This is a genomic window from Micromonospora peucetia, from assembly GCF_900091625.1.
GTDB classification, from domain to species: domain Bacteria; phylum Actinomycetota; class Actinomycetes; order Mycobacteriales; family Micromonosporaceae; genus Micromonospora; species Micromonospora peucetia.
In genome coordinates, this window is record NZ_FMIC01000002.1 from 5,507,936 (window position 1) to 5,534,268 (window position 26,333).

Annotated in this window: 24 protein-coding genes; 9 read left to right on the forward strand and 15 right to left on the reverse strand. The window is 72.4% G+C overall.

What is annotated here, in order from left to right; all coding sequences use genetic code 11:
• Positions 1–30: 30 nt before the first annotated feature.
• Positions 31–990 (reverse strand): prolyl aminopeptidase, encoded by a 960-nt coding sequence (gene pip, locus GA0070608_RS24885; RefSeq protein WP_091630894.1) that lies wholly within the window; start codon positions 988–990, stop codon positions 31–33.
• Positions 991–1,041: 51 nt separating this feature from the next.
• On the opposite strand from pip, the gene GA0070608_RS24890 reads away from it, so the two are divergent.
• Positions 1,042–1,557: a MarR family winged helix-turn-helix transcriptional regulator gene (locus tag GA0070608_RS24890; RefSeq protein ID WP_091630895.1), complete on the forward strand. Its 516-nt coding sequence runs from the start codon at positions 1,042–1,044 to the stop codon at positions 1,555–1,557.
• A 35-nt stretch (positions 1,558–1,592) separates the two neighbouring features.
• Here GA0070608_RS24890 and GA0070608_RS24895 read toward each other — a convergent pair whose 3' ends face one another.
• The 4 genes from GA0070608_RS24895 to GA0070608_RS24910 form a co-directional block, all read right to left on the reverse strand.
• Entirely contained in the window at positions 1,593–2,363 is a 771-nt protein-coding gene (locus GA0070608_RS24895; RefSeq protein ID WP_091630896.1) for an SWIM zinc finger family protein, read from the reverse strand.
• Entirely contained in the window at positions 2,360–5,095 is a 2,736-nt protein-coding gene (locus tag GA0070608_RS24900; protein ID WP_091630897.1) for a DEAD/DEAH box helicase, read from the reverse strand. The genes GA0070608_RS24895 and GA0070608_RS24900 overlap by 4 nt, the downstream gene beginning before the upstream one ends.
• Before the next feature lie 86 nt (positions 5,096–5,181).
• Positions 5,182–6,000, reverse strand: a complete 819-nt coding sequence (locus tag GA0070608_RS24905) for an ABC transporter permease (protein WP_091630898.1) — start codon at positions 5,998–6,000, stop codon at positions 5,182–5,184.
• The gene (locus GA0070608_RS24910) at positions 5,997–6,968 is read right to left on the reverse strand and encodes an ATP-binding cassette domain-containing protein (protein ID WP_091630899.1); all 972 of its coding nucleotides are present in this window, start codon (positions 6,966–6,968) and stop codon (positions 5,997–5,999) included. The genes GA0070608_RS24905 and GA0070608_RS24910 overlap by 4 nt, the downstream gene beginning before the upstream one ends.
• A gap of 72 nt (positions 6,969–7,040) precedes the next feature.
• Between GA0070608_RS24910 and GA0070608_RS24915 the strand changes: the two genes are divergently transcribed.
• Positions 7,041–7,829 carry a TetR/AcrR family transcriptional regulator gene (locus GA0070608_RS24915; RefSeq protein WP_091630900.1) on the forward strand — a complete coding sequence of 263 codons (789 nt, stop codon included), beginning with the start codon at positions 7,041–7,043 and terminating at the stop codon, positions 7,827–7,829.
• 10 nt (positions 7,830–7,839) lie between these two features.
• Complete coding sequence (gene def, locus GA0070608_RS24920) at positions 7,840–8,349, forward strand: peptide deformylase (protein ID WP_091630901.1); 510 nt, start codon at positions 7,840–7,842, stop codon at positions 8,347–8,349.
• Positions 8,350–8,445: 96 nt separating this feature from the next.
• On the opposite strand, the gene GA0070608_RS24925 is transcribed toward def, so the two are convergent.
• Entirely contained in the window at positions 8,446–9,222 is a 777-nt protein-coding gene (locus GA0070608_RS24925) for a GNAT family N-acetyltransferase (RefSeq protein ID WP_091630902.1), read from the reverse strand.
• A gap of 51 nt (positions 9,223–9,273) precedes the next feature.
• Positions 9,274–9,642, reverse strand: coding sequence for a winged helix-turn-helix transcriptional regulator (locus GA0070608_RS24930; protein ID WP_091630903.1), 369 nt, complete (start codon positions 9,640–9,642; stop codon positions 9,274–9,276).
• Between the two features lie 100 nt (positions 9,643–9,742).
• Here GA0070608_RS24930 and GA0070608_RS24935 point away from each other — a divergent pair, with 100 nt between their 5' ends.
• Positions 9,743–10,354 (forward strand): malonic semialdehyde reductase, encoded by a 612-nt coding sequence (locus GA0070608_RS24935; RefSeq protein WP_091630904.1) that lies wholly within the window; start codon positions 9,743–9,745, stop codon positions 10,352–10,354.
• Positions 10,355–10,397: 43 nt separating this feature from the next.
• Here the strand turns inward: GA0070608_RS24935 and GA0070608_RS24940 are convergent, their stop codons facing one another.
• The gene (locus tag GA0070608_RS24940) at positions 10,398–11,171 is read right to left on the reverse strand and encodes a TSUP family transporter (RefSeq protein WP_411970847.1); all 774 of its coding nucleotides are present in this window, start codon (positions 11,169–11,171) and stop codon (positions 10,398–10,400) included.
• A 218-nt stretch (positions 11,172–11,389) separates the two neighbouring features.
• Here GA0070608_RS24940 and GA0070608_RS24945 point away from each other — a divergent pair, with 218 nt between their 5' ends.
• Positions 11,390–12,169 carry an endonuclease/exonuclease/phosphatase family protein gene (locus tag GA0070608_RS24945; RefSeq protein ID WP_091630905.1) on the forward strand — a complete coding sequence of 260 codons (780 nt, stop codon included), beginning with the start codon at positions 11,390–11,392 and terminating at the stop codon, positions 12,167–12,169.
• A gap of 95 nt (positions 12,170–12,264) precedes the next feature.
• Positions 12,265–13,845: an NAD(P)-binding domain-containing protein gene (locus GA0070608_RS24950; RefSeq protein WP_091630906.1), complete on the forward strand. Its 1,581-nt coding sequence runs from the start codon at positions 12,265–12,267 to the stop codon at positions 13,843–13,845.
• 100 nt (positions 13,846–13,945) lie between these two features.
• Here the strand turns inward: GA0070608_RS24950 and GA0070608_RS24955 are convergent, their stop codons facing one another.
• Positions 13,946–15,058: a carboxylate-amine ligase gene (locus GA0070608_RS24955; RefSeq protein ID WP_245715932.1), complete on the reverse strand. Its 1,113-nt coding sequence runs from the start codon at positions 15,056–15,058 to the stop codon at positions 13,946–13,948.
• 312 nt (positions 15,059–15,370) lie between these two features.
• On the opposite strand from GA0070608_RS24955, the gene GA0070608_RS24960 reads away from it, so the two are divergent.
• The gene (locus tag GA0070608_RS24960; RefSeq protein WP_091630907.1) at positions 15,371–16,264 is read left to right on the forward strand and encodes a bifunctional 5,10-methylenetetrahydrofolate dehydrogenase/5,10-methenyltetrahydrofolate cyclohydrolase; all 894 of its coding nucleotides are present in this window, start codon (positions 15,371–15,373) and stop codon (positions 16,262–16,264) included.
• Between the two features lie 296 nt (positions 16,265–16,560).
• On the forward strand, positions 16,561–16,956 hold the full coding sequence (locus tag GA0070608_RS24965) for a cupin domain-containing protein (RefSeq protein WP_091630908.1): 396 nt from the start codon (positions 16,561–16,563) through the stop codon (positions 16,954–16,956).
• A gap of 100 nt (positions 16,957–17,056) precedes the next feature.
• Here GA0070608_RS24965 and GA0070608_RS24970 read toward each other — a convergent pair whose 3' ends face one another.
• The gene (locus tag GA0070608_RS24970; protein WP_091630909.1) at positions 17,057–18,067 is read right to left on the reverse strand and encodes a tyrosine-type recombinase/integrase; all 1,011 of its coding nucleotides are present in this window, start codon (positions 18,065–18,067) and stop codon (positions 17,057–17,059) included.
• A gap of 57 nt (positions 18,068–18,124) precedes the next feature.
• Between GA0070608_RS24970 and GA0070608_RS24975 the strand changes: the two genes are divergently transcribed.
• Entirely contained in the window at positions 18,125–18,718 is a 594-nt protein-coding gene (locus tag GA0070608_RS24975; RefSeq protein ID WP_091630910.1) for an AAA family ATPase, read from the forward strand.
• A 69-nt stretch (positions 18,719–18,787) separates the two neighbouring features.
• Here the strand turns inward: GA0070608_RS24975 and GA0070608_RS24980 are convergent, their stop codons facing one another.
• The 5 genes from GA0070608_RS24980 to GA0070608_RS25000 form a co-directional block, all read right to left on the reverse strand.
• Positions 18,788–21,175: an ATP-binding cassette domain-containing protein gene (locus GA0070608_RS24980; RefSeq protein ID WP_091630911.1), complete on the reverse strand. Its 2,388-nt coding sequence runs from the start codon at positions 21,173–21,175 to the stop codon at positions 18,788–18,790.
• Positions 21,176–21,323: 148 nt separating this feature from the next.
• Positions 21,324–21,746, reverse strand: coding sequence for a VOC family protein (locus GA0070608_RS24985; protein WP_091630912.1), 423 nt, complete (start codon positions 21,744–21,746; stop codon positions 21,324–21,326).
• 5 nt (positions 21,747–21,751) lie between these two features.
• Positions 21,752–22,201: a helix-turn-helix transcriptional regulator gene (locus GA0070608_RS24990; protein ID WP_091630913.1), complete on the reverse strand. Its 450-nt coding sequence runs from the start codon at positions 22,199–22,201 to the stop codon at positions 21,752–21,754.
• A gap of 113 nt (positions 22,202–22,314) precedes the next feature.
• A complete protein-coding gene (locus tag GA0070608_RS24995) occupies positions 22,315–24,981 on the reverse strand; it encodes a DUF6493 family protein (RefSeq protein WP_245715933.1) in 2,667 nt (888 codons plus the stop codon).
• The gene (locus GA0070608_RS25000) at positions 24,978–26,315 is read right to left on the reverse strand and encodes a DprA-like winged helix domain-containing protein (RefSeq protein WP_091630914.1); all 1,338 of its coding nucleotides are present in this window, start codon (positions 26,313–26,315) and stop codon (positions 24,978–24,980) included. The genes GA0070608_RS24995 and GA0070608_RS25000 overlap by 4 nt, the downstream gene beginning before the upstream one ends.
• Between the last annotated feature and the right edge of the window lie 18 nt (positions 26,316–26,333).

Below are 26,333 nucleotides of genomic sequence, written 5' to 3' on the forward strand. Positions count from 1 at the left end.
GGCCGAGGGGTGGCGCCGCCGGGCGCGCACTCAGCGGCGGTCGGCGAAGTCGTCCAGTGCCGCCACGACCCGCTCGGCCATGCCGTTGCCGGAGCCGTGCCCGGCGGCGTTCAGCAACTCCAGGCGGGCGTCGGGCCACGCCTGCGCCAGTTGCCATGGAATGTCCGACGGGCTGCTGATGTCGAGGCGACCGTGCAGCAGCACGCCGGGAATCCCGGCCAGTCGTCCCGCGTCGCGCAGCACCTGCCCCTCCGGCAGGAAGGACCCGTGCCGCCAGTAGTGGGTGACCAGCCGGGCGAACACCATCCGGAACACCGGGTCGTCGTAGCGGGGGTCGGGCCGGTGTCCGGGAGCGGTGGCGACGTGGGTGTCCTCCCACACGCACCACTGCCGGGCCGCCTCGTCGCGTACCGCCGGGTCCGGGTCGGTCAGCAGCCGGGCGTACGCGTCGGCCAGGTCGCCGTCACGGTCGGCCGACGGCACGCCGTCACGGAACCGGGCCCACTCGGCCGGAAAGACCCGCCCCATGTCCCGGGTGATCCACTCGGTTTCCCGGCGGGTGCCGGCGGTGACGCTGAACAGCACCAGCTCGCTGACCCGCTGCGGGTGCCGCTGCGCGTACGCCAGGCCGAGGGCGGAGCCCCAGGAGGCGCCGAGCACCAGCCAACGCTGCACGCCGAGGTGTGCGCGTAGCAGTTCGATGTCGGTGATCAAATGGTCGGTGGTGTTGGTGGACAGGTCCACATCCGGGTCGGCGGCATGCGGGGTGCTGCGACCGCAGCCCCGCTGGTCGAACAGGACCATTCGGTAGCGGGCCGGGTCGAACATGCTCCGCCAGCCGGGCGTGCAGCCGGAGCCGGGCCCGCCGTGCAGCACCACGGCGGGCTTGCCGTCCGGGTTACCGCAGGTCTCCCAGTACACGAGCTGGCCGTCGCCGACGTCGAGCATCCCGTGTGCGTACGGCTCGACCGGGGGGTACCGCTGCGCCATCGACCTCTCCTCACCTCGCCACCGATACAACAGCGCTGTTACATTAGTGGGGTGACGAACGCACCGGAACGGGAGGCCCTCGGGACGCTGCTGCGGCACGTCCTCGACGTGCTCGACGGCGACGTCGCCGCGGTCTACGCCGAGCGGGGCCTGGCCGACTACCGGCCCCGGTTCTCGCCGCCGCTGCGGGTGCTGGTCGCCGACGGGCCGCTGCCCATCCGTGACCTGGCCCGCCGGGTCGGGGTCACCCACTCGGCGGCCAGCCAGACCGTCGCGCAGATGGCCCGCGCCGGCCTGGTCGAGCTGACCCCCGGGGCGGACGCCCGGCAACGCATCGTGCACCTGAGCGACCGGGCTCGCGAGCTGCTGCCGCTGATCGAGGCGGAGTGGGCGGCGACGACCGCCGCGATGCGCGAGCTGGATGCGGAGTTGCCCGTGCCGCTGGCCGACCTGCTGCACGAGGTGCTCGCCGCGGTGGGCAGGCGGTCGGTACGCCAGCGCATCGCCGACGCGGGACTGCCGTCTTCTCCGAGCCCCGGGCAGCCTCAGGTCGCACCGCACCGGTGAGGGCTGGTCGGCACCGGCACCTCAGTTGCGGGGCCTCACCGCCCGGCCAGCAGCGCCGCCGCACGACCGGCCGCCACCGCCACGGCCGACCGCACCGCCTCGACGTCCACGTCCGGGCCGGACGGCAGCAGCGGCAACGTGGGCGCGTCCAGCACCGGCCCCGGCCCGGGCGGCAGTGCCGGCACCGCCCGGGTGTACGCCTCGGCGGCGGCCGTGCCCGTCCCGGTGGTGTCGGCCGCCGGTGGCGGCACGTCACCGCCGGGTGCGGCGGCGACGTCGGGCACGAGTGTGTGGACGTCGCGGCCCCGGATCAGCAGCAGCAGGGCCGGGTCGGTGTCCAGCAGCCAGGACACCTGGTGGCACAGCGCGGCGGCGTGCCGACACGGGTGGTCCCACTGCGGGCAGTCGCACTCCGGGGTGACCTCGCCCAGCCCCGGCAGCAGCCGCACCCCGGCCACGTCGGCCAGGTCGCGGGGAAGTTGTCCGGCCAGCAGCGCAGCCTGGTGCCCGGCGCGGGCGGCCACCTCGCCGGTCAACCGGTCCCAGTCGTCGGCGTCCAGCGCGGTGACACGCACCCGGGTGGCGTACGCCTGCTCGGTGTCGCCGTCGTGCACGGCCGCAGCGAGCCGGCCGGGACTGACGGTGATCGCACCGACGTGCCCGGCGGCGGCCAGCCGGCGGCCGGCGCGCAGCGGCCCGGCGTCCAGGGCGTCGGCCTCCCACGCCCGATTCCACGCGATGCCCCACCAGGTGCGGGGCCGGCGGGCCCGGCCGGGCGGAAAGGCGGGGAAGCCGCGCGGGGTCATCGATCGCCTCCGAGGGTCACCAGATCGGCCAGTTCGGTGTCGTCGAGCGCGGTCAGCGCCGCCGCCCCGGCGTCGAGGACCGCCTCGGCGAGTTCCCGCTTGCCGGCGAGCAGCGCGGCGACGCGGTCCTCGACGGTGCCCTCGGCGATGAGCCGGTGCACCTGCACCGGCCGGGTCTGCCCGATCCGGTACGCCCGGTCGGTGGCCTGGTCCTCCACCGCCGGGTTCCACCACCGGTCGTAGTGCACGACGTGGTCGGCGCGGGTGAGGTTCAGGCCGGTGCCGGCGGCCCGCAGCGACAGCAGGAACACGGGGGCCTCGCCGGCGTCGAAACGGCGGACCAGATCGTCGCGGGCGGCGACGGGCAGCCCACCGTGCAGCAGCAGCGCGCCGACACCCCGGTCGGTCAGGTGCCGGTGCAGCAGCCGGGCCATCGCCACATACTGGGTGAAGACCAGCACGGCGCCGCCGCCGGGGATGATCGTGTCGAGCAGTTCGTCGAGCAGGTCCAGCTTGCCGGAGCGCCCGGCCAGCCGCGGCGCGGTCTCCCGCAGGTAGTGGGCGGGGTGGTTGCAGATCTGCTTGAGCGCGGTGAGCAGCTTGACCACCAGGCCGTGCCGGGCGAAGCCGTCGGTGTCGGCGATCGTGTCGAGCAGTTCGGCGACGCAGGCCTGGTAGAGGGCGGCCTGTTCGGCGGTGAGCGCGACCGGCTGGTCGGTCTCGGTCTTGGCGGGCAGTTCGGGGGCGATGCCGGGGTCGCTCTTGCGTCGGCGCAGCAGGAACGGCCCGACCAGCCGGGCGAGGTCCCGGCCCGCGTCGGGGTCACGGTCGGTCTGCACCGGCCCCACCCAGCGGGCCCGGAATTCGGTGAGGGTGCCGAGCAGCCCGGGGGTGGTCCAGTCCAGGATCGCCCACAGGTCGGTGAGGTCGTTCTCCACGGGGGTGCCGGTCAGGGCGACCCGGGCGGCGGCGGGGATCGCGCGCAGTGCCGTCGCGGTCTCCGAGTGCGCGTTCTTGACGTGCTGGGCCTCGTCGGCGACGAGCAGCGGCCACCGTCGGGCGGCGAGCCGGGCGGCGTCGCGGCGCAGGGTGGCCCAGGTGGTGAGCACGAACCCGCCGTCGAGCCCGTCGAGGCTGCGCCCGGGGCCGTGGAAGCGGCGTACGGGGGCGCCGGGCGCGAAGCGCCGGATCTCCCGTTCCCAGTTGCCGAGCAGCGACGCCGGACACAGCACCAGGGTTTCGCCGGCGGTGGCGGGGTCGGCCTGACGGTGCAGATGCAGGGCGATCAGCGTGACGGTCTTACCCAGCCCCATGTCGTCGGCGAGGCAGCCGCCGAGGCCGAGGGCGGTCAGCCCGGCCAGCCAACGCAGCCCGTGCCGCTGGTAGTCACGCAGCGTCGCGGCCAGCCCGGCCGGTACGGGCACCGGGGGCATGCCGTCGCTGTCGGTGAGCCGTCGGGCGGTGTCGGCCAGCCAGCCCTCGGTGCGCACGTCGACGCGTTCGCCGTCGACGTGCGTCGCGCCGGTCAGCGCGGCGCGCAGGGCGGGCATCGCGGCCAGCGACCCGGCTCGCGGCTCGCGGGCGCGGCGGGCCAACTCCGGGGGCACCAGCACCCACCGCTCGCGCAGCCGCACCACGGGCCGGTGCGCGTCGGCGAGCAGGGCCAGCTCGGCGGGGGTGAGCGGGGTGCCGTGCAGGCTGAGCCGCCAGTGCAGCGTCAGGTCGCCCGGCTCGGCGAGCAGGCCGCCCCCGCCCGCGCGGGCCGGGGCGCGCAGCACCGCCGAGGTGGTGAGGTCCCGGTCGAGTCCGGCCGGCCAGTGCACGTCGACACCCTCGGCGGCGAGCCGGGTCGCCGCGCCGGTGGCCAGGTCGACGACCTGCGTGTCGGCCAGCGTCAACGCGTCGGGTACCGCCGCCTCCAGCAGCCCGGCCAGGGGCGGCCACACCCGTACGGCGTGCCGCAGGGCCAGCAGCGCGGCGTCACGGGACCCGGGCGGGAACCCGGGGGCGGTGGCCCGCCACAGCGCGGCGGTGTCGGTGAGCAGTCCCGGCGTGGTGCGGCGGTGCACCTGCGCCACCAGCAGCCACGGCGCGTCGGGGGTGTCGCGGTGTTCCAGGCGCAGCGACAGCCGTACCGCCGCGTCGGCGTCGGCGGCGACCCGGGCAGCCCAGTCGCGTAGCCGTCCGACCGGGGTGGGCGGTAGCGCCGACCAGGCGCAGGTGGCCGCGTCGTCGCGGGGCAGGGTGTCGGCGACCGCGTCGAGGAAGTCACGCAGCAGCCGCGCCGGGTCGGGCAGCCAGGCCGGGGTGCGCCCGGGCACCGGCGTGGCGCGTGCGGTGGCGGGCATCGCGGCGGCGAGCCGCGCCTGCCGGGCCTCGTCGTCGACGGTGAGCGGCCCGACCCGCCAGGTGTCGTGCCCGGTGGGGGTGACCGCGGGCAGCAGCAGGCCGCGGGCGGCCAGGTGCAGGGCCTCGCGGGCCGCCGCGGCCCAGAACGCCGCCGCCGGGTCGGTGGCCGGCCCGGCCAGCAGCAGCGGTACGCCGGTGGCCACGCTCACCCGCCGCGCGGGCACCGACGCCGGCTGGCCGTGCGGCGGCGTCGCCAGGGTCACCTTCACGGGGTCGCCGGGCCCGCCGGGTGGGGCGTCGCCGTCGGGGGACCAGACGAGCAGCACCCCGGCGCGGGGCGGGTCGGCCGGGGTGAACGTGACGGCGTGGGAGCCGATCGTCACGGGTGTCCTTCCGGGTGCGGGTCGGCGGTCAGGTTCGCGGGCGTCGGGCTGCGCCGCGACGGGGGCGGGGGCGGGGGCCCGACGACTCACTGGTCGAGACGCCGGTAGCGGCGCACCGCCAGGGGCAGGAACACGGCGATCAGCAGCAGCGGCCAGGCCACGGCGAGTGTGACGGCGTGCTGCGCGGCGAACGACTCGCCGCCCCAGCCGGGATTGCCGAACAGTTCCCGGCAGGCCGCGACGGTCGCCGACAACGGGTTCCACTCGGCGATCACGGCGAGCCAGCCGGGCATGGTGTCGGGGGAGACGAACGCGTTGGAGGTGAACCCGAGCGGCCAGACCAGGATCTGCAGCACCACCACCGACTCGGGTTTGCGCAGCATCAACGCCAGGTGGATGCCGACCCAGATCAGCGCGAAGCGCAGCAGCAGGAGCAGCCCGATCGCGGCCAGCGCCGCCGGTGCCCCGGCCCGCCACTGCCAGCCGACGGCGACGCCGCAGGCGAACATGACGGCCAGACCGGCGGCGCAGTTCAGCAGGTCCGCGGCGGCCCGGCCGGTGAGCACCGCCGACGGCGTCATCGGCAGGGACCGGAACCGGTCGGTGACACCGCGCGCGGTGTCGGTGGCCACGGCCGCGTACGTCGACTCGATGCCGAAGACGACCGTCATGGCGAACATGCCGGGCAGCAGGAACTCCCGGTAGTCGCCGCCGCCGGGCACGCTCATCGCGCCGCCGAACAGGTAGCCGAACATCAGCACCATCAGCACCGGGAAGAGCAGCCCGACGACGAACTGCGCGGGTTGCCGGGCCCAGTGCGCCAGGGCCCGGCCGGTGAGGGTGGCACCGTCGGCGACGGCCCAGCGCAGGCGGTGCGGCCACGGGTGGACGGTGGTCGCGCTCATCGGCTCACCTTCTCTCTGGTGGGGGAGTCGTCGCCAGTGAGCCGCAGGAACACCTCGTCGAGGGTGGGGCGGCGTACCGCGACGTCGGCGGCGGTGAGGCCGGTGTCGTCCAGCGCCCGCAGCACGGCGGCCAGCGCGGCGACCCGCCCGGTGACGGGAACGCTGAGGCGCAGGCCCGCGGTGTCGACGGACGGGGTCGCGGCGACGGCGGCGCCGACGACGCGTACGGCCCGGTCAAGATCGTCGGTGCGGGTCAGCACGACGTCGACGCGGTCGCCGCCGAGCGCGGTCTTCAGCTGCTCGGGGGTGCCGTCGGCGATCACCCGGCCGGCGTCGACGACCCGGATGGTGTGGGCGAGCTGGTCGGCCTCCTCCAGGTACTGCGTGGTCAGCAGCACGGTGGTGCCGTCGGTGACGAGCCGCCGTACCGCCTCCCACACCTGCGCGCGGGCACGCGGGTCGAGGCCGGTGGTGGGCTCGTCGAGGAAGAGCACCGGCGGGTCGAGGATCAGGCTCGCCGCGAGGTCGAGTCGGCGGCGCATCCCACCGGAGTACGTGCCGACGGGCCTCTCGGCGGCGTCGGTCAGGTCGAAGCGGGCGAGCAGTTCGGCGGCCCGGGCGCGGGCCCGCGCGCCGCCGAGGTGGTGCAGCCGGCCGAACAGGATGAGGTTCTGCCGGCCGCTGAGCACCTCGTCGAGCGCGGCGTGCTGGCCGACCAGTCCGATGCGGGCGCGGACCCGCTCGGGGTGGCGCAGCACGTCGGCTCCGGCCACCCGAGCCGTGCCGGCGTCGGGCCGCAGCAGGGCCGTCAGCACCCGCACGGCGGTCGTCTTACCCGCCCCGTTCGGGCCGAGCAGGCCGCAGACGGTGCCGGCGGGCACCGTCAGATCGAGGCCGGCGAGGGCCTCGGTGTCGCCGTAGCGCTTGCGTAGTCCATCGGCCTCGATGGCCGGTCCGTCGTCGTGCATCCGCCCCCCCGCCCGTCCGTTTCGTACGCCGTACCGTACAGCATACGGTACGGCGCACGGTAGAGTGCCCGGATGACGACCGAGTACAGCGGCACCGGCGACCCCGCGCGCAGCCTCGCCCTGCTCTGGCGCACCCGCGAACGCACCAGCCGCAAAGGTCGACCCGACCTGTCCGTGGACCGGATCGTGCGCGCCGCCATCGACGTGGCCGACGCCGAGGGCCTCGCCGCGCTGTCCATGCGCCGGGTCGCCGAACGCCTCGGCGTCGGCACCATGTCCCTCTACACCTATGTCCCCGGCAAGGGCGAACTGCTCGACGTCATGCTCGACACCGTCTACGGCGAGACCGCCCGCCCCGACGACGTGCCCGGCGGCTGGCGCGGCCGGCTCACCCACATCGCCCGCGAGACCTGGGCGCTCTACCTGCGCCACCCCTGGCTGCTGCAGGTCGCCACCAACCGCCCCCCGCTGGGCCCCCACGTCATCGCCCGCTACGAGTACGAACTGCGCGCCGTCGACGGCATCGGCCTGACCGACCTGGAGATGGACGCCGTCGTCACCCTCATCTCCGGGTACGTCCACGGCGCCGTACGCAGCGCCGTGGAGGCCGCCCAGGCCGCCGCGCACACCGGCATGACCGAGCAGCAGTGGTGGCAGGCCCACGCCCCCTACCTGGAGAAGGCCCTCGACCCGCGCCGCTACCCCCTCGCGGCCCGCGTCGGCACCGCAGCCGGCCAGGAGCACCAGGCCGCCACCGACCCCCACGGCGCGTTCGACTTCGGCCTGGCCCGCATCCTCGACGGCATCGAGGTGCTCATCGCCGGCCGCCCGGACGCCACGACCACGACCGGCGACCGATAACCTTGCCGGCATGACCATGCGCCCCATCAGGATCATCGGTGACCCCGTGCTGCGCACCCCCAGCGAACCCGTCACCAGCTTCGACGACGAACTGCGCGCCCTGGTCACCGACCTGATGGACACCCTGCTCGGCGCACCCGGTCGCGCCGGTGTCGCCGCCCCCCAGATCGGCGTCAACGCCCAGGTGTTCGTCTACGACGCCGGCGGCCACCGCGGCCACCTCGTCAACCCGACGCTTCAGGTGTCGGAGGAACTCCAGGACGACGACGAGGGCTGCCTGTCCATCCCCGGCCTCTACTTCCCGACCCCGCGCGCCCTGCACGCCACCGCCCACGGCTTCGACCAGCACGGCGAGCCGCTGACCATCTCCGGCAGCGGATTCCTCGCCCGGGCCCTGCAACACGAGACCGACCACCTGGCCGGGCGCCTCTACGTCGACACCCTGCGCGGGGACACCCGCCGCAAGGCGCTGCGGGAGATCCGCGCCGGCCGCTTCGACTCACCCAGCCGCCACGGCTGAGGCGCGCACCCGCCCGGCTCACGTGCGGGTCATCCTGGCCGCCCAATGGCAGGCACGGCCTCGTCCTGCGCCCGGGTGGCGGCGGAGGGGACGTTGTCACCGTGGGTGGGCGCTCAGCGCGTACTCGCCGTAGTCGGCCACCCGGGTGAAGCCCAGCCGCCCGTAGAGCCGCAACGCCGCCGCATTGTCCGCCTTCACGTTGAGCGTGACGTGCGCGACCTGCTCGCGCAGCCGCCGGCACAGCGCGGCCACCACCGCGCCGGCCAGTCCCTGCCCACGCAGCCGGGGATGGGTGGTGACGTTGCCCAGCGCCGCCACCCGGTACGCCGGCGAGAACACGTGCACCCCGGCGACCGCCACCAGCTCTCCGCCGTCGCGGACGCCCACGTACTGGCCGGTGTCCAGCATCCGGGGGTCGAACCAGTTGCCCGGGTAGGCGACGTCGTACAGCCGGCGCAGCGCCGGCAGGTCGCCCGCGTCCAGGACCGTCCCGGCGGGGGCCAGCGCGGCCAGCCGCTGCGGGTCGGTCAGCGCCATCCGGTGGTGCGGGCCGGCCTCGTCCATCCGGAACGCCCCGGTCAGGGCCGGCTCCAGCCCGGGGGACAGGTGCGCCCACAGGCGCACCGGCAGCACCGGCGCCAACTCCCGCAGCAGCGCCGCCAGCCGGCTCACCCGGGACGGGGGAGCGAACGCCAGCAGGGTGGGCGGGTCGGCGCCGTGGTACAGCAACGCCACCTCCTCGTCACGACGGAACCAGGAGGTGTACGGCCAGAAGAAGTCGTCCAGGTCACCCAACTGGTACGCGTGCAGCACCGGGTCCCGCCCGAGCAGCGCGGCGAGGACGGCCCGGTCGTGTTCGGCGCGTACCGGCATCCGATGATGATCACACACCCGGCCGGGCCCGTCCCCGGGCGATGGTGGTCCTCAGCAGCCCCGCGGCCCGATGGTCTCCGGCCCGGCGGGGAGGTTCTCGTGCGCCCACCGGCCCAGCGCGTCGAGGACCGGCAGCAGTGCGGCGCCCGGCCCGGTGAGCTCGTAGCTCACCCCCACCGGGGGACCCTGCCGGACCGTCCGGCTGACCAGACCGAGCCGGACGAGCTCGCCCAGCCGGTCGGAGAGCACCGACTCGCTGATCCCGGGCAGGGCGCGGGTCAGCTCGGCGAACCCGGCCGGCCCGTCGGCGAGAGTGCTCAGGAGCATGCCGTTCCACCGCTTGCCGAGGAACGCGAAGGCCCGAGCAATGCCCCCGTCACACGTACGGGGCGTGGCGTCTGCCTCCGGCCTGACCGTCATGTCCTCAGGATACGGGGAACACCCCGTGAGCAACGAGCTACTAAAAAGCTAGCTGCTACTGTAGCCGAAGCACGTTAGCCGACTTCATGGAGACGCCCCGATGACCGACATCCACTCGCCCCTGATCAACCTCGACCCCGAGGCACAGGCGCTGCTGTTCACCGACGCCCGCACCGCCAACACCTTCACCGACGAACCGGTCACCGACGAGCAACTCCAGGCGATCTACGAACTCGCCAAGTACCCGCCCACCGCAGCCAACACCCAGCCGCTACGCATCGTCTACGTCCACCCCGGCGAAGCCCGCACCCGCCTGACCGCCCACATGAGCGAAGGCAACCGGGCCAAGACCGGCAGCGCCCCCATGGTCGCCGTGCTCGCCGCCGACACCGACTTCCACGAGTTCATCCCGCAGGTGTTCCCCATCCGACCCCAGATGCGCGACGACCTCGCCGGCAACCCCGAAGCACGCGAGGGCATGGCCCGCTTCAACGCCGCCCTGCAGATCGGCTACTTCCTGCTCGCCGTCCGCGCCGCCGGTCTGGCCGCCGGCCCCATGGCCGGCTTCGACGCCGCCGGCATCGACCGCGAGTTCTTCGCCGACAGCACCTGGAAGACCCTGCTCGTGGTCAACATCGGCCGCCCCGGCGAGAACGCCTGGTTCCCGCGCCTGCCCCGCCTCGACTACACCGACGTCGTCCGGCACGCCTGAGACGCCCCACCCACCAACAACCCGACCAGTGGGTGGCGACCCCTCAGGCCGCCACCCACTGGTCGAAGCCCAACCTGCCGACCAACGCCACCACCACGACCAACAACACGACCCGCACAAAACCCGAACCACGCCGCAACGCCATCCGCGCCCCCAACGCGGCCCCGGCGATGTTGCACACCGCCATCGCCGCCCCGAGCAGCCACCACACGTGCCCGGTCGCCGCGAACACCACCAACGCGCCCAGATTCGTGCCCACGTTCACGACCTTCGCCATCGCCGAACCATGCACGAAGTCCGCACCCACCAGCGCCGTGAACGCCACCACCAGAAACGTCCCCGTCCCCGGACCCACCAGCCCGTCGTACAACGCGATACCCACCCCGGCCACCAGCACCGCCACACCCACCCGCACCCGGGTCCGCCGATGCGGCAGCGACACCACCCCCAACCGCGGACGCAGCACCACGAACGCCGCCACACCCACCAGCACCACCAACACCACCGGCCGGTACGCCGACGCAGGCACCGCCCCCGCCAGCGCCGCACCCACCCCCGCACAACACATCGCCAACACCGCCGACGGCCCCGCCACCGCCCAGTCGATCTTCGTGGACCGCGCGTACGTCACCGCCGCCGTCGTCGTACCCGCGATCGCCGTCAGCTTGTTCGTGGCCAACGCCGACACCACCGGCATCCCCGGCACCGCCACCATCAACACCGGCAACAGCAACAGGCCACCACCACCCACCACCGCGTCGATCCAACCGGCCATGGCGGCCACGGCGAGCAGGGTGGTCAGCGACAAAGGATCCACATCCACGGGCCGTCATTCTTCCCACCGGCACCCGCCCCACGACCCCACCTGTGGCCAGCCTCACCAGCGCCGACCAGCACCACCACATCACATGCTCACCGACCCCGAACCCGCCGCAGCCACACACCCACCGCCCCCAACGCCACGAACAACAGCACCGAGCAGAACAACACCTTCAACACCGGGTAACCCTCCCACCGCCACGTAGGGTGCAAAGCGTGCGCCTGGCCACCTTCAACCTGCTGCACGGCCGATCCCTCACCGACGGACTCGTCGACCCCGACCGGCTCACCGCCGCCGTCACCGCACTCGACGCCGACGTCCTCGCCCTCCAAGAGGTCGACCGCGACCAGAGCCGCAGCGGCAAACTAGACCTCACCGCCATCGCCGCCCGCGCCCTCGACGCCAGCGAACACCGCTTCGCCGCCGCTGTCGTCGGCACCCCCGGCGAACAGTTCCGCCCCCTGACCCACGACGACGACGGACACGGCGAACCCTGCTACGGCGTCGGCCTCGTCACCCGCCACCGCGTCCACACCTGGCAGGTCACCCGACTACGCCCCGCCCCCGTACGCTCACCCGTCTACGTCCCCGGCCCCGGCGGCGGACTCATCCTCCTACACGACGAACCCCGCGTCCTGCTCGCCGCCGTCCTCGACACCCCCCACGGCCGACTCACCGTCGCCGCCACCCACCTGTCCTTCGTCCCCGGCTGGAACGCCCACCAACTCCGCCAGAGCGTCCGCGCCCTACGCACCCTGCCCGCCCCACGCATCCTCCTCGGCGACCTCAACCTGCCCGCCGGCGCCGCCCGGCTCCTCACCGGCTGGCGCCCCCTCGGCCGCCGCCCCACCTACCCGGCGGGGCAACCCCGCGTCCAACTCGACCACATCCTCGCCGACCGCCACGGCCTCGACCAGCTGCCACCCGTCACCGCCGTACACACACCCCTGTCCGCCATCTCCGACCACCGCCCCCTCCTGGTTGACCTCGGCTGACCAGCAGCGGAGTGGACACCCCCTCGCCATCGGTCGCGTGACGCTCACCCCACCCCGCGTTGACACGACCCACGGCATCGGCGAAGGTCTCTGGCGTGACGGCACCCACCCCAGGCGCGACAAGCCACCACGACACCACCACCGAACAACGCCGATACGTGATCATCGGAGCCGGACCAGCCGGCCTCCAACTCAGCTACTACCTCCAGCAGGCCGGCTGCGACTACATCACCCTCGAACGCGCCGCCGCGCCCGCCGAGTTCTTCCGCCACTTCCCCCGGCACCGCCGGCTCATCTCCCTCAACAAAGTCCACACCACCAGCACCGACCCCGAGATCCGGCTGCGCTGGGACTGGAACTCCCTGCTACACGAACCCGCCGACCTGCCCTTCGCCAAGTACAGCAGCGAATACTTCCCGCACGCCGACGACATGGTGCGCTACCTCGCCGAATTCCAGCGCCACCACCAACTCGCCGTACGCTTCGACACCACCGTCGAACAGATCGAACGACTCGACGACGGCTTCCTCGTACACACCCCCGGCCGCACCCTGCACTGCCGCTGCGTCATCGTCGCCACCGGCTGGGGCCCGCCGAACATCCCCGCCATCCCCGGCATCGAACACGCCACCGGCTACGAGGACATGCACACCGACCCCGCCGCATACACCGGCCAACGCGTACTCATCCTCGGCAAGGGCAACTCCGCGTTCGAAACCGCCTCGGCCATCCTCGGCCACGCCGCCATGATCCACCTCGCCAGCCCCCGACCGCTGCGCCTGGCCTGGAACACCAAACACCCCGGAGACGTCCGCGGCCACCACGGCGCCGTCCTCGACAGTTACCAGTTCAAGACCCTCCACTCCGTCCTCGACTGCGTCATCGACGAGATCCGCCCCCTCGGCAACCGCTACCAGGTGCACCTCACCTACACCCACGCCGACAACGAAACCGCCGTCATGGAATACGAATCCGTCCTGCGCTGCACCGGCTTCGCCATGGACACCACCCCGTTCGGCCCCACCTGCCAACCCGACATGGTGCCCAGCGGCCGGCTACCCACCACCACCGGCGACTGGCAGTCCACCAACATCGACGGCCTCTACTTCGCCGGCACCCTCGCCCAGGACCGCGACTTCAAAAAAGCCTCCTCCGCGTTCATCGACGGCTTCCGGTACAACCTGCGCACCCTCACCGCCCTGCTCCTCGAACGCTACGAGGGCATCCCACTGCCACACGCCCACATCGACCGCGACGCCGACACCGTCACCACCCTCGTCCTCGACCGGGTCAACTGGAGCTCCGCACTGTGGACCCAGTTCGAATTCCTCTGCGACGCCCTCGTCGTCGACCCCGACGGACACCTACACCACTACACCGACCTGCCCGAGGACCACGTCCGGGCCCGCTTCCGCGACCACCCGCACTACTACACCGTCAGCCTGCGCTGGGGCCGCGACGACTACGGCGACGTGTTCGCCATCGAACGCCACCCCCAACCCGACCGGGCCGCGGAAAGCGCCTTCATCCACCCCGTCATCCGCCGCTACCACGGCGACACCCTCGTCAACGAACTACACCTGCTCGAAGACCTGCTCGCCGAATGGCGCCGCCCCGACCGCCACATCGAACCCCTACGCGAGTACTTCGCCCGGGAACTGCACCGCGACCGCTGACCCCGACCGGGCGTGCCGGACCAACCCCGCCAACCCACATGCCCGGCCAACCCCACACCCGCACACCGTCACCAGGGGAGGGGGCCCGGCCACGACACACCTACGCCGGCTGCCGCTCATCCACCCCCGTCCGCGCGACCAGAAAATCCACCACGTCCGCGAGCCGACCCCGACGACCCGCCGCCTCCCGCTGCCGCACCGCACCACAACCCCCCGCCAACAACCGCTCCAACCAGCCCCGCACCAACTCCTCGTCCCCACCCGCCCGCAACACCGGCGCCAACCAGTCCACCACCTCGCCCAACACCTCCCGCGCCGGACGCAACCGACCCGTACCAACCTCCAACAGCGCACCCTCCAGACCGTCGCGCGCCGCCCGCCAGTACGCCGCCCGCAACCACTCACCGGCAAGCTCCGGACCATGATCACCCCGGTCCACCGCCTCCAACCCACGCACCACCAACGCCCGCACCAACGCCGCCACCAACGCCGACTCCCACGCCGACACCGGCACGTCCGCCACCCGCACCTCCAACGTCGGATACACCACCGACGGCCGGATGTCCCAGAACAGCGTCCCCGGATCCACGATCGCCCCCGCCGCCGACAACATCTCCACGACCCGCTCGTAGTGCGCCACCGACGTGAACCGCGGCGGCGGCCCCGCCACCGGCCACCGCGGCCACACCATCGACCGCCAACTCGCGTAACCCGAATCCCGCCCCTCCCAGTACGGCGAGTTCGCCGTCACCGCGATCAACAACGGCAGATAAGCCCGCAGATGGTTGCTGACCAGCAACGCCCGCTCCCGGTCCGGCACCTCCACATGCACGTGCAACGCGCAGATCGCCAACTCGTCGTGCAACCCCCGGAACGTCGCCGTACCCCGCTCCTGCCGAGGCCCCCGCGTCACCGGCGGCGCCGTCGCCCCCGGCAGCACCGGCGTGCCCGTGGCCACGATCCGCAACCCGTCGACCGCCGCACACTCGGCCACCACCCGACGAGCCTCCACCAACTGCTCCAACACCCCCCGCACCGACGACGTCGGATCCGTCTTCGTCTCCACGTGCAGGGACGTGATCTCACCCGACACCCGCGAACCCAACCGCGCCGCCGCCCGATCCACCACCGCCCCCGCACCCGGCACCACACCCCGACTCACCGGATCGACCAGCAGAAACTCCTCCTCCACCCCCAACCGCGGACCCGACACCACACCATCCCCGCCTCCCTGCACCGGCACCATGGCCTCCACTCGCGACACCGCAACGACCGCCCGACACGAACCAGGCCGACAGGGTAGCCCGAACCGGTGACGAACGGGACACCCACAGTCAACGCCCCGACACAGGTCCCGCACCACGGTCACCCCGCCGACCCACAACCGCACCGGGGCACACCCCACCCGAACCGCTGTGGCAAGCTGACACCAGACGCGACTGGCGGCCAGAGGATGGGCACCAAACCATCGGGGAGCTCCACGCGCGGAGGTCGACCGCCTGGGCCCCGCCGGCGAAGGAGCACCATGCCCACCGCCCGACTCCTGCCCGGCGCACCCGTCGCCGAACGCATCCTCACCGACGTCGCCGCCGGTGTCACCGCCCTGCGCGCCGCCGGCACCACCCCCGGCCTCGCCACCATCCTCGTCGGCGACGACGACGCCAGCGCCGGCTACATCCGCATCAAACAACGCCAGGCCACCGAACTCGGCTTCACCTCACCCCACGTGCACCTGCCCGCCACCGCCACCCAGGCAGACCTGCACCACGCCATCGCCGACTTCAACACCGCACCCGACGTGCACGGCCTGCTCATCCAGCACCCCATCCCCGCACACCTCGACTACGACCGCGCCCTGCAGACCATGGACCCCGACCTCGACGTCGACGGCATGCACCCCCTCAACATGGGACGCCTCGCCCTCGGCCTGCCCGGACCCCTGCCCTGCACACCCGCCGGCATCGAAGCCCTGCTCGCCTTCCACGACATCCCCGTCGCCGGCCACGACGTCGTCATCCTCGGCCGCGGCGCCACCCTCGGCCGCCCCCTCGCCCTGCTACTCACCCAGAAACGCCCCACCGCCAACGCCGCCGTCACCGTCGTACACACCGGCGTACCCGACTGGGCCACCCACACCCGCCGCGCCGACATCCTCATCGCCGCCGCCGGCGTCCCCGGCATCATCCGACCCGAACACGTCCGCCCCGGCGCCGTCGTCATCGGCGGCGGCGTCCGCTACGAAGGCCGACGCCTCCTGCCCGACGTCGACGAAAGCTGCGCCGAGGTCGCCGGCGCCATCACCCCCCGCGTCGGCGGCGTCGGCCCCACCACCGTCGCCATGCTCTTCCGCAACGCCCTCGACGCCGCCCGCCGCACCACCGGCCACCCCGCTCCCGCACAACGGCCCGACGCCCGGTAAAACACCGCGGCCCCCGGTGCGGCGAACGACCCAGCTCGCCGCACCGGGGGGACAGGCACCCGACTCCGGCATCCGCACATCCATCACCACCACGTCCGGCCGGCAGGCTGCCACGCACATTCGTCAACGACTCCTGCACGATCCGCGTCATCAAGGAAGAAGGCGCGTTCGGGCTCTCGTCCACGATCACGACGCCCCGGTGTACGCCGCCCGGTGAGCAGCCCGCGAGGATTTTTTCATCATGCGTAGTTCCTAGCGCTCACGCCGAGCGTACGAGATGGCGAAGGATGAGCCCCATGAGTAACGAACCGATCCTCCTCAGCAAGGCTCTGGCATCCTTCGACGCCCTGTGGAGCCCTCGCATCGTCACGCGGGTGAACGACTACGACGTCCGCATCGCCAAGGTCGAGGGCGAACACATCTGGCACGTCCACGACAACACCGACGAGTTCTTCCTGGTACTCGACGGAGAACTACACATCTCCTTACGCGAGCCCGCAGGGGAGCGCACGGTCCTGCTCCCACAGGGTGCGGTCTTCACCGTCCCCCGAGGCACCGAGCACAGACCTCATGCTCCGTGCGGCGCCGCAATCCTTCTGTTCGAGCCCGCCGGGACACCGACCGTGGGCGATCGCCACGACGAGATCCCGGACCACGTGGACGCAACGACCGGGCACGCACTCAACACCTGAGCTGACGGCCTCCAAGGCGGGTTGCCGCAAAGAACTGTCTTCGATCGCCGCCGCCACCACACAGCGGAGACGTGACGGTGCAGAAAAGCAGCACCCGCCCTCACGGCCGTACGCCCGGCTCCGCCGGCAACAACCCCGCCAACGCCCGATTGGTGCGGTTGGAGCGGACCGCGTCGCGCTGCTGCCCGGCCGTCACCTCGATGTACGCCTGCGACGACGCCAACGACGCGTGCCCCAGCAACCGCATGATCTCCGCCGCGCTCGCCCCGTCCTCCGCCAACCGCGTCGCGAAGGTGTGCCGCAACGCGTGCAGGCGCGCCCCGCGCGGCACCCGGTCGTTGATGCCCGCCCGCCGGTAGCATGACTCCACCAGGTACTGCAGCCCACCCCGGCGCAGCGGCTCACCCTGACGATCCACCAGCAGCGGCGCGTCCGGCCGCACCGTCCGCGACCCGAACCGGCGCACCCGGCTGTCCAGGTAGCCCACCAGCACCCGGTCCAGATCCGGCTCGATCGGCACCACCCGTGGCCGGCCGCCCTTGCCGGCCACGTCGACCCGCCGTTCGCCCGGACGACCGGTCAACGAACCCACCCGCAGCGCCAGCAACTCGGACAGCCGCAACCCCGCGCAGAGCGCCAACGCCAGCACCGCCAGGTCGCGCTCCGGCCACGGGTCACGCTGCCGGCCCTCCTGCCGGGCCACCGAGGCGAGCAACTGCTCGGGGGTGTCCGCGCCCCGCAGCGGCTTGGGCGCAGGGAGAGGCGCCCGGGGACGACCGACCGCCGGCATCGGGTTGCCGGCGACGATCCCGTCGGCGACCAGGAAGGAGAAGAAACTGTTCCAGGTGGACCAGGCGCGGTGTACCGAGGCGGCGGCACGGGGAGTGGCGAACCGGGCGAACGCCGCGCGCATGACGCGGGGAGTGAGGGCGGCGAGGGGCAGCGCGTCGAGGGGGAGGGGAGGGGTGGCTTCCTCGGCGGCCAGCGCGGCGACGGCACGCAGGTCCCGCCGGTACGCCTCCAGGGTGTGGGGGGAGGGCTTGCGGGTGGCGCGGGCCGTCAGGAACTCCTCGATCAGCCATTGTACCGATTCGTCCTGTTTGTCATGCATAAGGGATATTATGCATGATTTTCGGGTTAGTCGGCAACGGTGGGAGAGGGGGAGAGCATGCGGCGGTACGTACTGACCGGCGCGCCCGGGGCGGGCAAGACGACGCTCGCCGACGCGCTGCACCGTCGGGGATGGCTGGTCGTCAGCGAGGCGGCAACCGACGTCATCGCGGCGGAGCAGGCACGCGGCGTCACCGAACCATGGTGCGCGGCGGCCTTCGTCGACACGGTGGCGCGGCTCCAACGGGAGCGCCGGGAGGTGCCCGGGCCGCCCGGGTCCGTGCAGATCCACGACCGGTCGCCCCTGTGCACGCTGGCCCTCGCGCGGTATCTGGGCCGCCCGCCGGGGCGCGTGCTCAACGACGAGATCGAGCGCGTGCTCCGGGAGGGCGCCTACCAGCGGCAGGTGTTCATGGTCCAGCCGCTGGGCTTCGTGACGCCCACCGCCGCCCGTCGGATCAGCTACCGGGACTCGCTGGCGTTCGCCGACGTGCACGAGCAGGTCTACCGGGCGCACGGCCACGAGCTGATCGTCCTCCCGGCCGCGCCGGTACGAGTCCGGGTCGCGCTGGTGGAGGAGCATTTGCGGCGCCTCGCCGACCTGCCGCCCGACGAGGCCGAGGGAGGGCCCGATCCTGCTTACTTGACATAATGTGCATTATCGAATCTGGCGGGTCGGGCCAGGAACCCCTTCTCACGGGCGTGCGCGAAGGCCTCCCGGTCAGGCGCCGACGTAGGCCGCGAGATGCTCGCCGGTGAGGGTGCGGCGGGCGGCGACGAGCTCGGCGGGTGTGCCCTCGAAGACGATCCGGCCACCGTCGTGGCCGGCGCCGGGACCGAGGTCGATGATCCAGTCCGCGTGCGCCATGACTGCCTGGTGGTGCTCGACGACGATGACCGACTTGCCGGAGTCGACGAGCCGGTCGAGCAGGCCGAGCAGCTGCTCGACGTCGGCGAGGTGCAGGCCGGTGGTCGGTTCGTCGAGGATGTAGGTGCCCCCCTTCTCGCCGAGGTGGGTGGCGAGCTTGAGGCGTTGCCGCTCGCCGCCGGACAGCGTGGTGAGCGGCTGCCCGAGCGAGAGGTAGCCGAGCCCGACGTCGGCGAGGCGCCGCAGGATCGTGTGGGCCGCCGGGGTCCGCGCCTCGCCGGTGCCGAAGAACTCCTCGGCGGCGGTCACCGACATCGCGAGCACCTCGCTGATGTCGCGGCCACCGAGGTGGTATTCCAGTACCGCTGCCTGGAACCGCTTTCCTTCGCACTCCTCGCAGGTGGTGGCGATGCCGGCCATCATCCCCAGGTCGGTGTAGATGACGCCGGCGCCGTTGCAGGTGGGGCAGGCGCCCTCGGAGTTGGCGCTGAACAGGGCCGGCTTGACGCCGTTGGCCTTCGCGAACGCCTTGCGGATCGGGTCGAGCAGTCCGGTGTACGTCGCCGGGTTGCTGCGTCGCGAGCCGCGGATGGCGCCCTGGTCGATCGACACCACGTCCGCTCCGGCGGGGATCGACCCGTGCACGAGTGAGCTCTTGCCGGAGCCGGCGACGCCGGTGACGACGACGAGCACCCCGAGCGGGACGTCGACGTCGACGTCGCGCAGGTTGTGCGCCGTCGCGCCGCGGATCTCCAGCGTGCCGGTGGGCTTTCGGACCGTCTTCTTGAGGGTGGCCCGGTCGTCGAGGTGTCGGCCGGTGAGGGTGCCGCTGGTTCGTAGCCCCTCGACGGTGCCCTCGAAGCAGATGGTGCCGCCCGCCGTGCCGGCGCCGGGGCCGAGGTCGACGACGTGGTCGGCGATGGCGATCGTCTCCGGCTTGTGTTCCACGACCAGTACGGTGTTGCCCTTGTCGCGCAGCCGCAGCAGCAGTTCGTTCATTCGCTGGATGTCGTGCGGGTGCAGGCCGATGGTGGGTTCGTCGAAGACGTAGGTGACGTCGGTGAGCGAGGATCCGAGGTGGCGGATCATCTTGGTGCGTTGGGCCTCGCCGCCCGAGAGGGTGCCCGACGGCCGGTCGAGGCTGAGGTAGCCCAGCCCGATTTCGACGAACGAGTCCAGGGTCTCCCCCAGCGCCGTCAGCAGCGGTGCGACCGAGGGTTCGTGCAGGGCCCGGACCCAGACGGCGAGGTCACTGATCTGCATCGCGCAGGCGTCGGCGATGCTGGTGTCCTTGATCTTGGAGGATCGGGCCGCCTCGCTGAGTCGGGTGCCTGCGCAGTCCGGGCAGGTCGTGAAGGTCACGGCCCGATCCACGAACGCCCGGATGTGTGGCTGCATCGCCTCCCTGTCCTTGGTCAGGAAGGACTTCTGGATTCTCGGGATCAGGCCCTCGTACGTGAGGTTGACGTTGTCGACCTTGATCTTGGTCGGCTCCTTGTGGAGCAGGTCGTGGAGTTCCTTCTTGGTGAAGTCGCGGATCGGCTTGTCCGCGTCGAAGAACCCGCAACCGCTGAAGATGCGGCCGTACCAGCCGTCGACGCTGTAGCCCGGAATCGTGAGGGCGCCCTGGTTGAGCGACTTGCTGTCGTCGTACAGCGCGGCGAGGTCGAAGTCGGTGACCCGGCCCATGCCCTCGCAGCGCGGACACATCCCGCCGATGACGGAGAAGCTCTGTCGTACGGCCTTCTGGGACCCGCGTTCGACGGTGACAGCTCCGGCACCATGGGCCGAGGCGACGTTGAAGGAGTACGCCTGGGGCGAGCCGACGTGGGGCTGCCCGAGTCGGCTGAAGAGGATGCGCAGCATCGCGTTGGCGTCGGTGACGGTTCCGACGGTGGACCGGGCGTTGGCGCCCATCCGTTCCTGGTCGACGATGATCGCGGTCGTCAGCCCGTCGAGCAGGTCGACGTCCGGTCGTGCCAGTGTCGGCATGAAGCCCTGGAGGAAGGCGCTGTAGGTCTCGTTGATCATCCGTTGCGACTCGGCGGCGATGGTGCCGAACACCAGCGAGCTCTTGCCGGAGCCGGACACGCCGGTGAACACGGTCAGGCGGCGTTTCGGAAGTTCGACGCTGACGTTCTTGAGGTTGTTGCCGCGGGCGCCCTGCACGCGGATCAGGTCGTGGCTGTCGGCGACGTGCGGTGCGGGCGGCTGCGTGTCGGTTCTCGTGGCCGTGCTCATCCTGTCTCCATCTGTCGGGCCGCTTCGCGATCTGGTGTCGGCGTCGCCTGGCTCGGTCTCACCGGCGTCGAGCGTTTCTGGTTCGTCGGCGCGGTCGTGGCACCGGGCGCGGTGCCACGACCGGAGGCATCTGTGCGGTGGGCTGCGGTCAGCGGACGGATGAGCGCAGCTCCTGAAGGCGGATCATGTTGCCCGCCGGGTCGCGGAAGGCGCAGTCGCGGACCCCGTACGGCTGCTCGGTCGGCTCCTGGACCACCTCGGCGCTGCTGGCCTCCAGCTTCGCGAAGGTGTCATCGAGGTCGGCGGTGGCCAGGTTGACGCCGAAGAAGCTGCCCTTGGCCATCAGTTCGGAGATGGTGCGGCGCTCGTCGTCGGTGAGGCCGGGGATGGCGGCCGGCGGGTGCAGGACGATGGCGGTGTCGGGCTGGTCGGCGGGGCCGACCGTGATCCAGCGCATCCCCTCGTATCCGACGTCGTTGCGGACCTCGAAGCCGAGGGTGTCGCGGTAGAAGGCCAGGGAGGCGTCCGGGTCGTTGTGCGGGAGGAAGCTGGAGTGAATGGTGATGTTCATGGCAGTCACGCTAGGTGCGGCGCGGGCGCCGGCGCTTCTTGATTCCTGATCGGTCTGGTGACCTGTTTCGCCACGCAGGACGGCATTCCCACGGTCGCACGCGTCTCTTGGCGCCGGTAGACGCTGGGCGGTACGCCGACCAGTTCGGTGAAGCGGGTGCTGAAGGTGCCCAGTGACGAGCAGCCGACCGTGAAGCAGATTTCGGTGACGCTGAGGTCGCCACGGCGCAGCAGGGCCATTGCCCGTTCGATGCGCCGGGTCATCAGGTAGCTGTACGGCGACTCACCGTAGGCGGCCCGGAACTGACGGCTGAGGTGTCCGGCCGACATGTGCGCGCTGCGGGCGAGCGCCTCGACGTCCAGCGGCTGCGCGTACTCCCGGTCGATCCGGTCGCGGACGCGGCGCAGCCGCGCGAGGTCACGCAGGTGCTGTTCCGAGGCGGGTCTGCTGGTCACATGCGGAATCGTACGTCGCGCCGGGGGCACCCGGCGGCGTTGCTCATGCGTGCGGGCGTGCCTGATGCTTCCGCCGGGTGCGGGAGCCCGGTCTCCCCCACCCGGCGTGGTGTTCAGGCCGTGTCGAGTGCGTGGCGCAGGCGTCGGGCCTCGGTGCCGAGGCGGCTGGTCCCGCCCCGGGCGGCGAGCTCGTCCAGACCGGGCACCTCGATCCGGGTGCCGGTCGTGCTGGCCGTCTCCGCCGCCAGGCTCAGCAGGTCGGGCAGGCCGCGCGGGGGTGTGGGCGTGGCGAGTATCGCCGGCAGTGCGGCGGCGGTCAGCCGCCACACGGTCAGCGGCGCTCCGGCCAGGGCGGCGTCGCGTAGTGGTTCGAGTGCCCTGGTCAGCTTCACCAGTTGTCCGGCGATCAGCCGGCCGAGTTGCTCGCCTGTCCCGGTGGCGTCGAGTTGTCCGGCTCCGGCGAGCCCGAGCAGGGCGTCGAGGGTGGCGACCCGGTCGGCGCCGTGGCGTGCCCCGAGGCCGTAGGCCAGTGCGAGGTCGAGGGCCACGCCGCCGGGGCCGCTGCTCTCGGCGAGCAGTGGCAGCACGGCGGTGCCGTCGCGCTGGTCCATGTCCGCGGTGGCGGCCACGATGGGCAGGGTGTACGCGGCGATCACGCCTCGGTGCCCGGGCAGGATCGACGGCCAGAGGTGTGCCCAACCGGAGTGTTCGTCGCCCCCGAGGGGTGCCGGATCGGCGGTCAGCAGGCCGTACCGGTCGTCGTGTCCGTCGGGTGGGCGCAGCTCGACGAGAATGCGCCTGGGTGGCAGTTGGTCGTGTTCCCAGTCGTAGCTGCCCTTGCGGGACCGCCGGGTGACGGTGGTGGCGCGCATGACGGGTTGTGGCAGTCCGCCGGTGCGAAGCCAGGTGGCGAGCCGCTCCCCCGCCGGTGTGCCCAGTGCCGTGGCTTTGCCGGCGACTGCCTCGTCGGTGTCGGCGGGTAGCCGCAGCAGTGCCTGGGTGAGGTCCCAGTGCCAGGGTGTGCGGTCGCCGAGCGCCGCGAGCCGTTCCAGCAGGGTGAGCGGGTCGAGCAGGCCGTTGGCCGAGGTGGGGGTGGCGAGCAGGCCGGGGTGTCCGGGTTCGTTGGCGTGGGCGCCGATCTCGAGGAGGCGGGCCCGCAGTAGCCGGTGTGGTGCGGGCATCCGGGGGTTGGTGGCGATCAGTTCCGGCTGCGGTGTCGTCCGGTCGGTGCGGCGTACGGCGGCGAGCAGTGCCTCCCACCGGCTGCGTCGTCGGGCCTGCTGGTCGGTGGCTGCGGCGGTGGTGAGCACGTCGACGACCACCTCGCAGAGGCAGAGGGGGTCGTAGCGGTGTTCGTTGCCCCAGGACCAGTGTCGGCGTTCGATGACGGGGGTGAGGGCGGTGTGCACCCGGGTGCTGTCGGTCGTGGTGAGCCGGACGAGTCCGTCGAGGATGCGGTCCAGGGGTGCGCCCTGTGACTGGGTGCCGAGCAGGGCGGCGACCTCTTCGGCGAGTTCGTCGACGTCGGTGATGGGGGTGGGTGCCGGTGCGGGTGGTGCGGGTGGGGGCAGGTCGTCGGCGCGTGGTCGGGCGAACGCCCGGCCGGTGCCGGTTGCCGTGGGGTCGTGTCCGTGGCGGGTGGCCAGGGTGTTGGCGCGGTCGCGCAGCTCGACGGCGGGGTGTTCGGCGGCGACGGCGATGACTTCGGCGATCTGGGTGGCGCGGTCGCGGTGTTGGCGGGCCAGCCGGTCGAGCCAGCTGAGCTGGGCCTTCACGAGTGTTTTGTCTGGTCGTAGCAGCACGTCCCGGGAGGTGTCGAGAACGGCGTCGATTTCGAGGTCGGGTAGTTGTCGTAGTGCCTTCTGCGCCATGGTGGCGGTCGGGGCTGGTGCGTCGGTGAGCAGGCGGAGGTAGTCGGTGGCGCGGGTGGCGACCTCGGCGGTGGTGGGTTCGAGCTCGGTGAGCAGGATGGTGAAGGCGCGCAGGGCCACCGCCCGGTCGCCGCGCAGCAGTCGGCCGATCGCACCGTCGATCAGGGTCTTGCGGTCGATGGAGCCCTCGGTGGCGAGCCGGGCCAGCGCGGTCGGCAGGACGTGCCGTTGTCGTTCGTCCCCGGTCGTGGTGACCTCGTCGAACATCATCCGGGAGCCGAGGCCGTCCACCTCGAACAGTCGGGGCAGCATGGCGGTGAGGAACGGGTCGGCGCGTAGCCGCTCGATCAGGGGTGTCGACTGGTTGGCGCGTCGGTCCGGCTGTTCCACCGAGTTCAGCCACAGCTCGACGAACCGGTCGTTGGTTGGTGGCGCGGTTTCCGTGACACGCAGCAGTGCGGCGAGGAACCGCCAGCGCTCGACCCAGGTCTGCTGGTTGGCTTTCGCGGCCAGCCGGTGGGCCAGGTCGCCGAGCCAGGTGATGCCGCGTTCCTCGGCGACCTGTGACACCAGGGTGGCGGCGCGTTCACCGTAGGGGTTGATCGTGTTGCGGGTGAGGATCGTCGCGGCCTGTGCGGCGGTGGGTAGGCAGCCGACCACGGCGGCTGCCAGGGCGGTGCTGGAGCCGGCGGTCCACCAGGTGGCTTGTTGCCGCTGCTTGAACCAGGTCGTCAGGTCGCCGCCGATTTCCCGGCGGCGCTGCTCGGGCAGCTCGGCCAGGGCCGCCGCGACCTGGTTGGCGAGGCCGCTCTGGACGAGGTCGAGCAGGTCACTGGTGCCGCCGGCGGCCAGTTCCCGACGGCGCCGTAGGGTGCTCTTCATCAGCAGTGTCTGCTGCGCCCGGCTCACACCCGCTCCTCGGCCCGCTCGACGGTCAGCATCCGGGTGGCCAGGGCGTGCCGGCACGGCCCCCGTTGACCGCGGTGCTTGGCCCACCAGGGGCAGGTGCAGGTGAGGTTGCCGTCGGGCAGTTGGCGGGCCCGGTAGACCTGGTCGCCGCTGCGGATCGTGGCGGTCGTTCCGTCGAGTTCGACGGCTCCGGTGTCGAGGAGTGCGCGGGCGCCGACCAGGCGGGGGTTGTCGCGTTCGGCGCGGCCCGCGTCGTAGGGCATGACGCGGTGGAAGTATGCGGCCTCGGAGACGTCGTATCCGACGCGGCCGGCGGTGCCGAGCTGGGCGAGTGCGGCGCGGACCCGGGCCGGGTCGATGCCGGTGTCGCTCGCCAGCCGGTCCACGTCGATGGTGGGGTCCCAGGAGAGTACGGCGGTGACGAGGTTGGCGTCGTCGACCACGTCGTCGCCGGCGAGTGCGGTGAGTGCGGCGCCTTCGCCGGAGAATCCGCGGTACGGCTCGGGTGAGAGGGTGAGGGAGAGTCGCAGCGCGCCGGTGTCGAGTTCCCAGGTGCTCGGTACGGGTGCTGAGCCGGCGGCGACGGTCGGTCCGTACACCCGCAGGGTCTGGGCGAAGCGGAGCATGCCGCGCAGGGCGGTCAGGCGGCTCGCTCCGGCGAGGCAGACGGCGCCGGGGACGGGCCGGGAGGTCAGTCGCAGCGACTTTCCGGCCGGCACCGCCCAGAGCACGGACCGGTCGCTGGTGGTGGGCAGTCGGCGCAGGAACGTCGCGGCCTCGGTGGCGGGGATCTCGGCTCGGGGTTCGAACGCGGCGGCCAGGATCTGGACCTCGGCGAAGCCGCGTAGCCAGCGCACCGGGAGGGGGACCTTCTTTTCCACGACCGGGCCGTCCATGGTGGAGACGGTCAGGTCGTCGGGGCCGACGGACAGGTGCAGGGGGTCGAGGCCGCCGACGCGGGCCAGTGCCTCCCGGAGTGGGTTGTTGACGTCGACGTTGGTGGTGCCGTGCTCGACCACGTCGCCGTCGATGCCGGCGGGCAGGGTGTCGAGGCGGGCGTAGACGCCGCAGCAGCCGGAGAAGGATTCGAACCGGAGCCGGTCGCGGCTGCCGGTGACGACGGGGTCGAGGCTGGCCGGGCTGACCGGCCGGTGGTAGCGGGTCCGGGCCACCTCGGCGACGGCCAGTAGGCCGACGGCTGCGGCCTGCGGGGTGGTGAGGAACCCGGTGAAGAAGCGGGGGTTCGGGGTGGGGCCGCCGCTGGTCTGCAGGGCGAGTCCGCCCTGGCCGAGGGCGGAGGATCCGAGATACCGGTACGTCTGGACTGCGCTCACGTTCGCGGACAGTAGAGG

Bases quoted from the DNA above. Each gene is read 5' to 3' on its own strand.
- GA0070608_RS24930 (WP_091630903.1), bottom strand. From the start codon at position 9,642: ATGACGGTCAGGCCGGAGGCAGACGCCACGCCCCGTACGTGTGACGGG.
- pip (WP_091630894.1), bottom strand. From the start codon at position 990: ATGGCGCAGCGGTACCCCCCGGTCGAGCCGTACGCACACGGGATGCTC.
- GA0070608_RS24910 (WP_091630899.1), bottom strand. From the start codon at position 6,968: ATGCACGACGACGGACCGGCCATCGAGGCCGATGGACTACGCAAGCGC.
- GA0070608_RS24975 (WP_091630910.1), top strand. From the start codon at position 18,125: ATGCGGCGGTACGTACTGACCGGCGCGCCCGGGGCGGGCAAGACGACG.
- GA0070608_RS24895 (WP_091630896.1), bottom strand. From the start codon at position 2,363: ATGACCCCGCGCGGCTTCCCCGCCTTTCCGCCCGGCCGGGCCCGCCGG.
- GA0070608_RS24985 (WP_091630912.1), bottom strand. From the start codon at position 21,746: ATGAACATCACCATTCACTCCAGCTTCCTCCCGCACAACGACCCGGAC.
- GA0070608_RS24965 (WP_091630908.1), top strand. From the start codon at position 16,561: ATGAGTAACGAACCGATCCTCCTCAGCAAGGCTCTGGCATCCTTCGAC.
- GA0070608_RS24915 (WP_091630900.1), top strand. From the start codon at position 7,041: ATGACGACCGAGTACAGCGGCACCGGCGACCCCGCGCGCAGCCTCGCC.
- GA0070608_RS24925 (WP_091630902.1), bottom strand. From the start codon at position 9,222: ATGCCGGTACGCGCCGAACACGACCGGGCCGTCCTCGCCGCGCTGCTC.
- GA0070608_RS24970 (WP_091630909.1), bottom strand. From the start codon at position 18,067: ATGCATGACAAACAGGACGAATCGGTACAATGGCTGATCGAGGAGTTC.
- GA0070608_RS24905 (WP_091630898.1), bottom strand. From the start codon at position 6,000: ATGAGCGCGACCACCGTCCACCCGTGGCCGCACCGCCTGCGCTGGGCC.
- def (WP_091630901.1), top strand. From the start codon at position 7,840: ATGACCATGCGCCCCATCAGGATCATCGGTGACCCCGTGCTGCGCACC.
- GA0070608_RS24960 (WP_091630907.1), top strand. From the start codon at position 15,371: ATGCCCACCGCCCGACTCCTGCCCGGCGCACCCGTCGCCGAACGCATC.
- GA0070608_RS24980 (WP_091630911.1), bottom strand. From the start codon at position 21,175: ATGAGCACGGCCACGAGAACCGACACGCAGCCGCCCGCACCGCACGTC.
- GA0070608_RS24935 (WP_091630904.1), top strand. From the start codon at position 9,743: ATGACCGACATCCACTCGCCCCTGATCAACCTCGACCCCGAGGCACAG.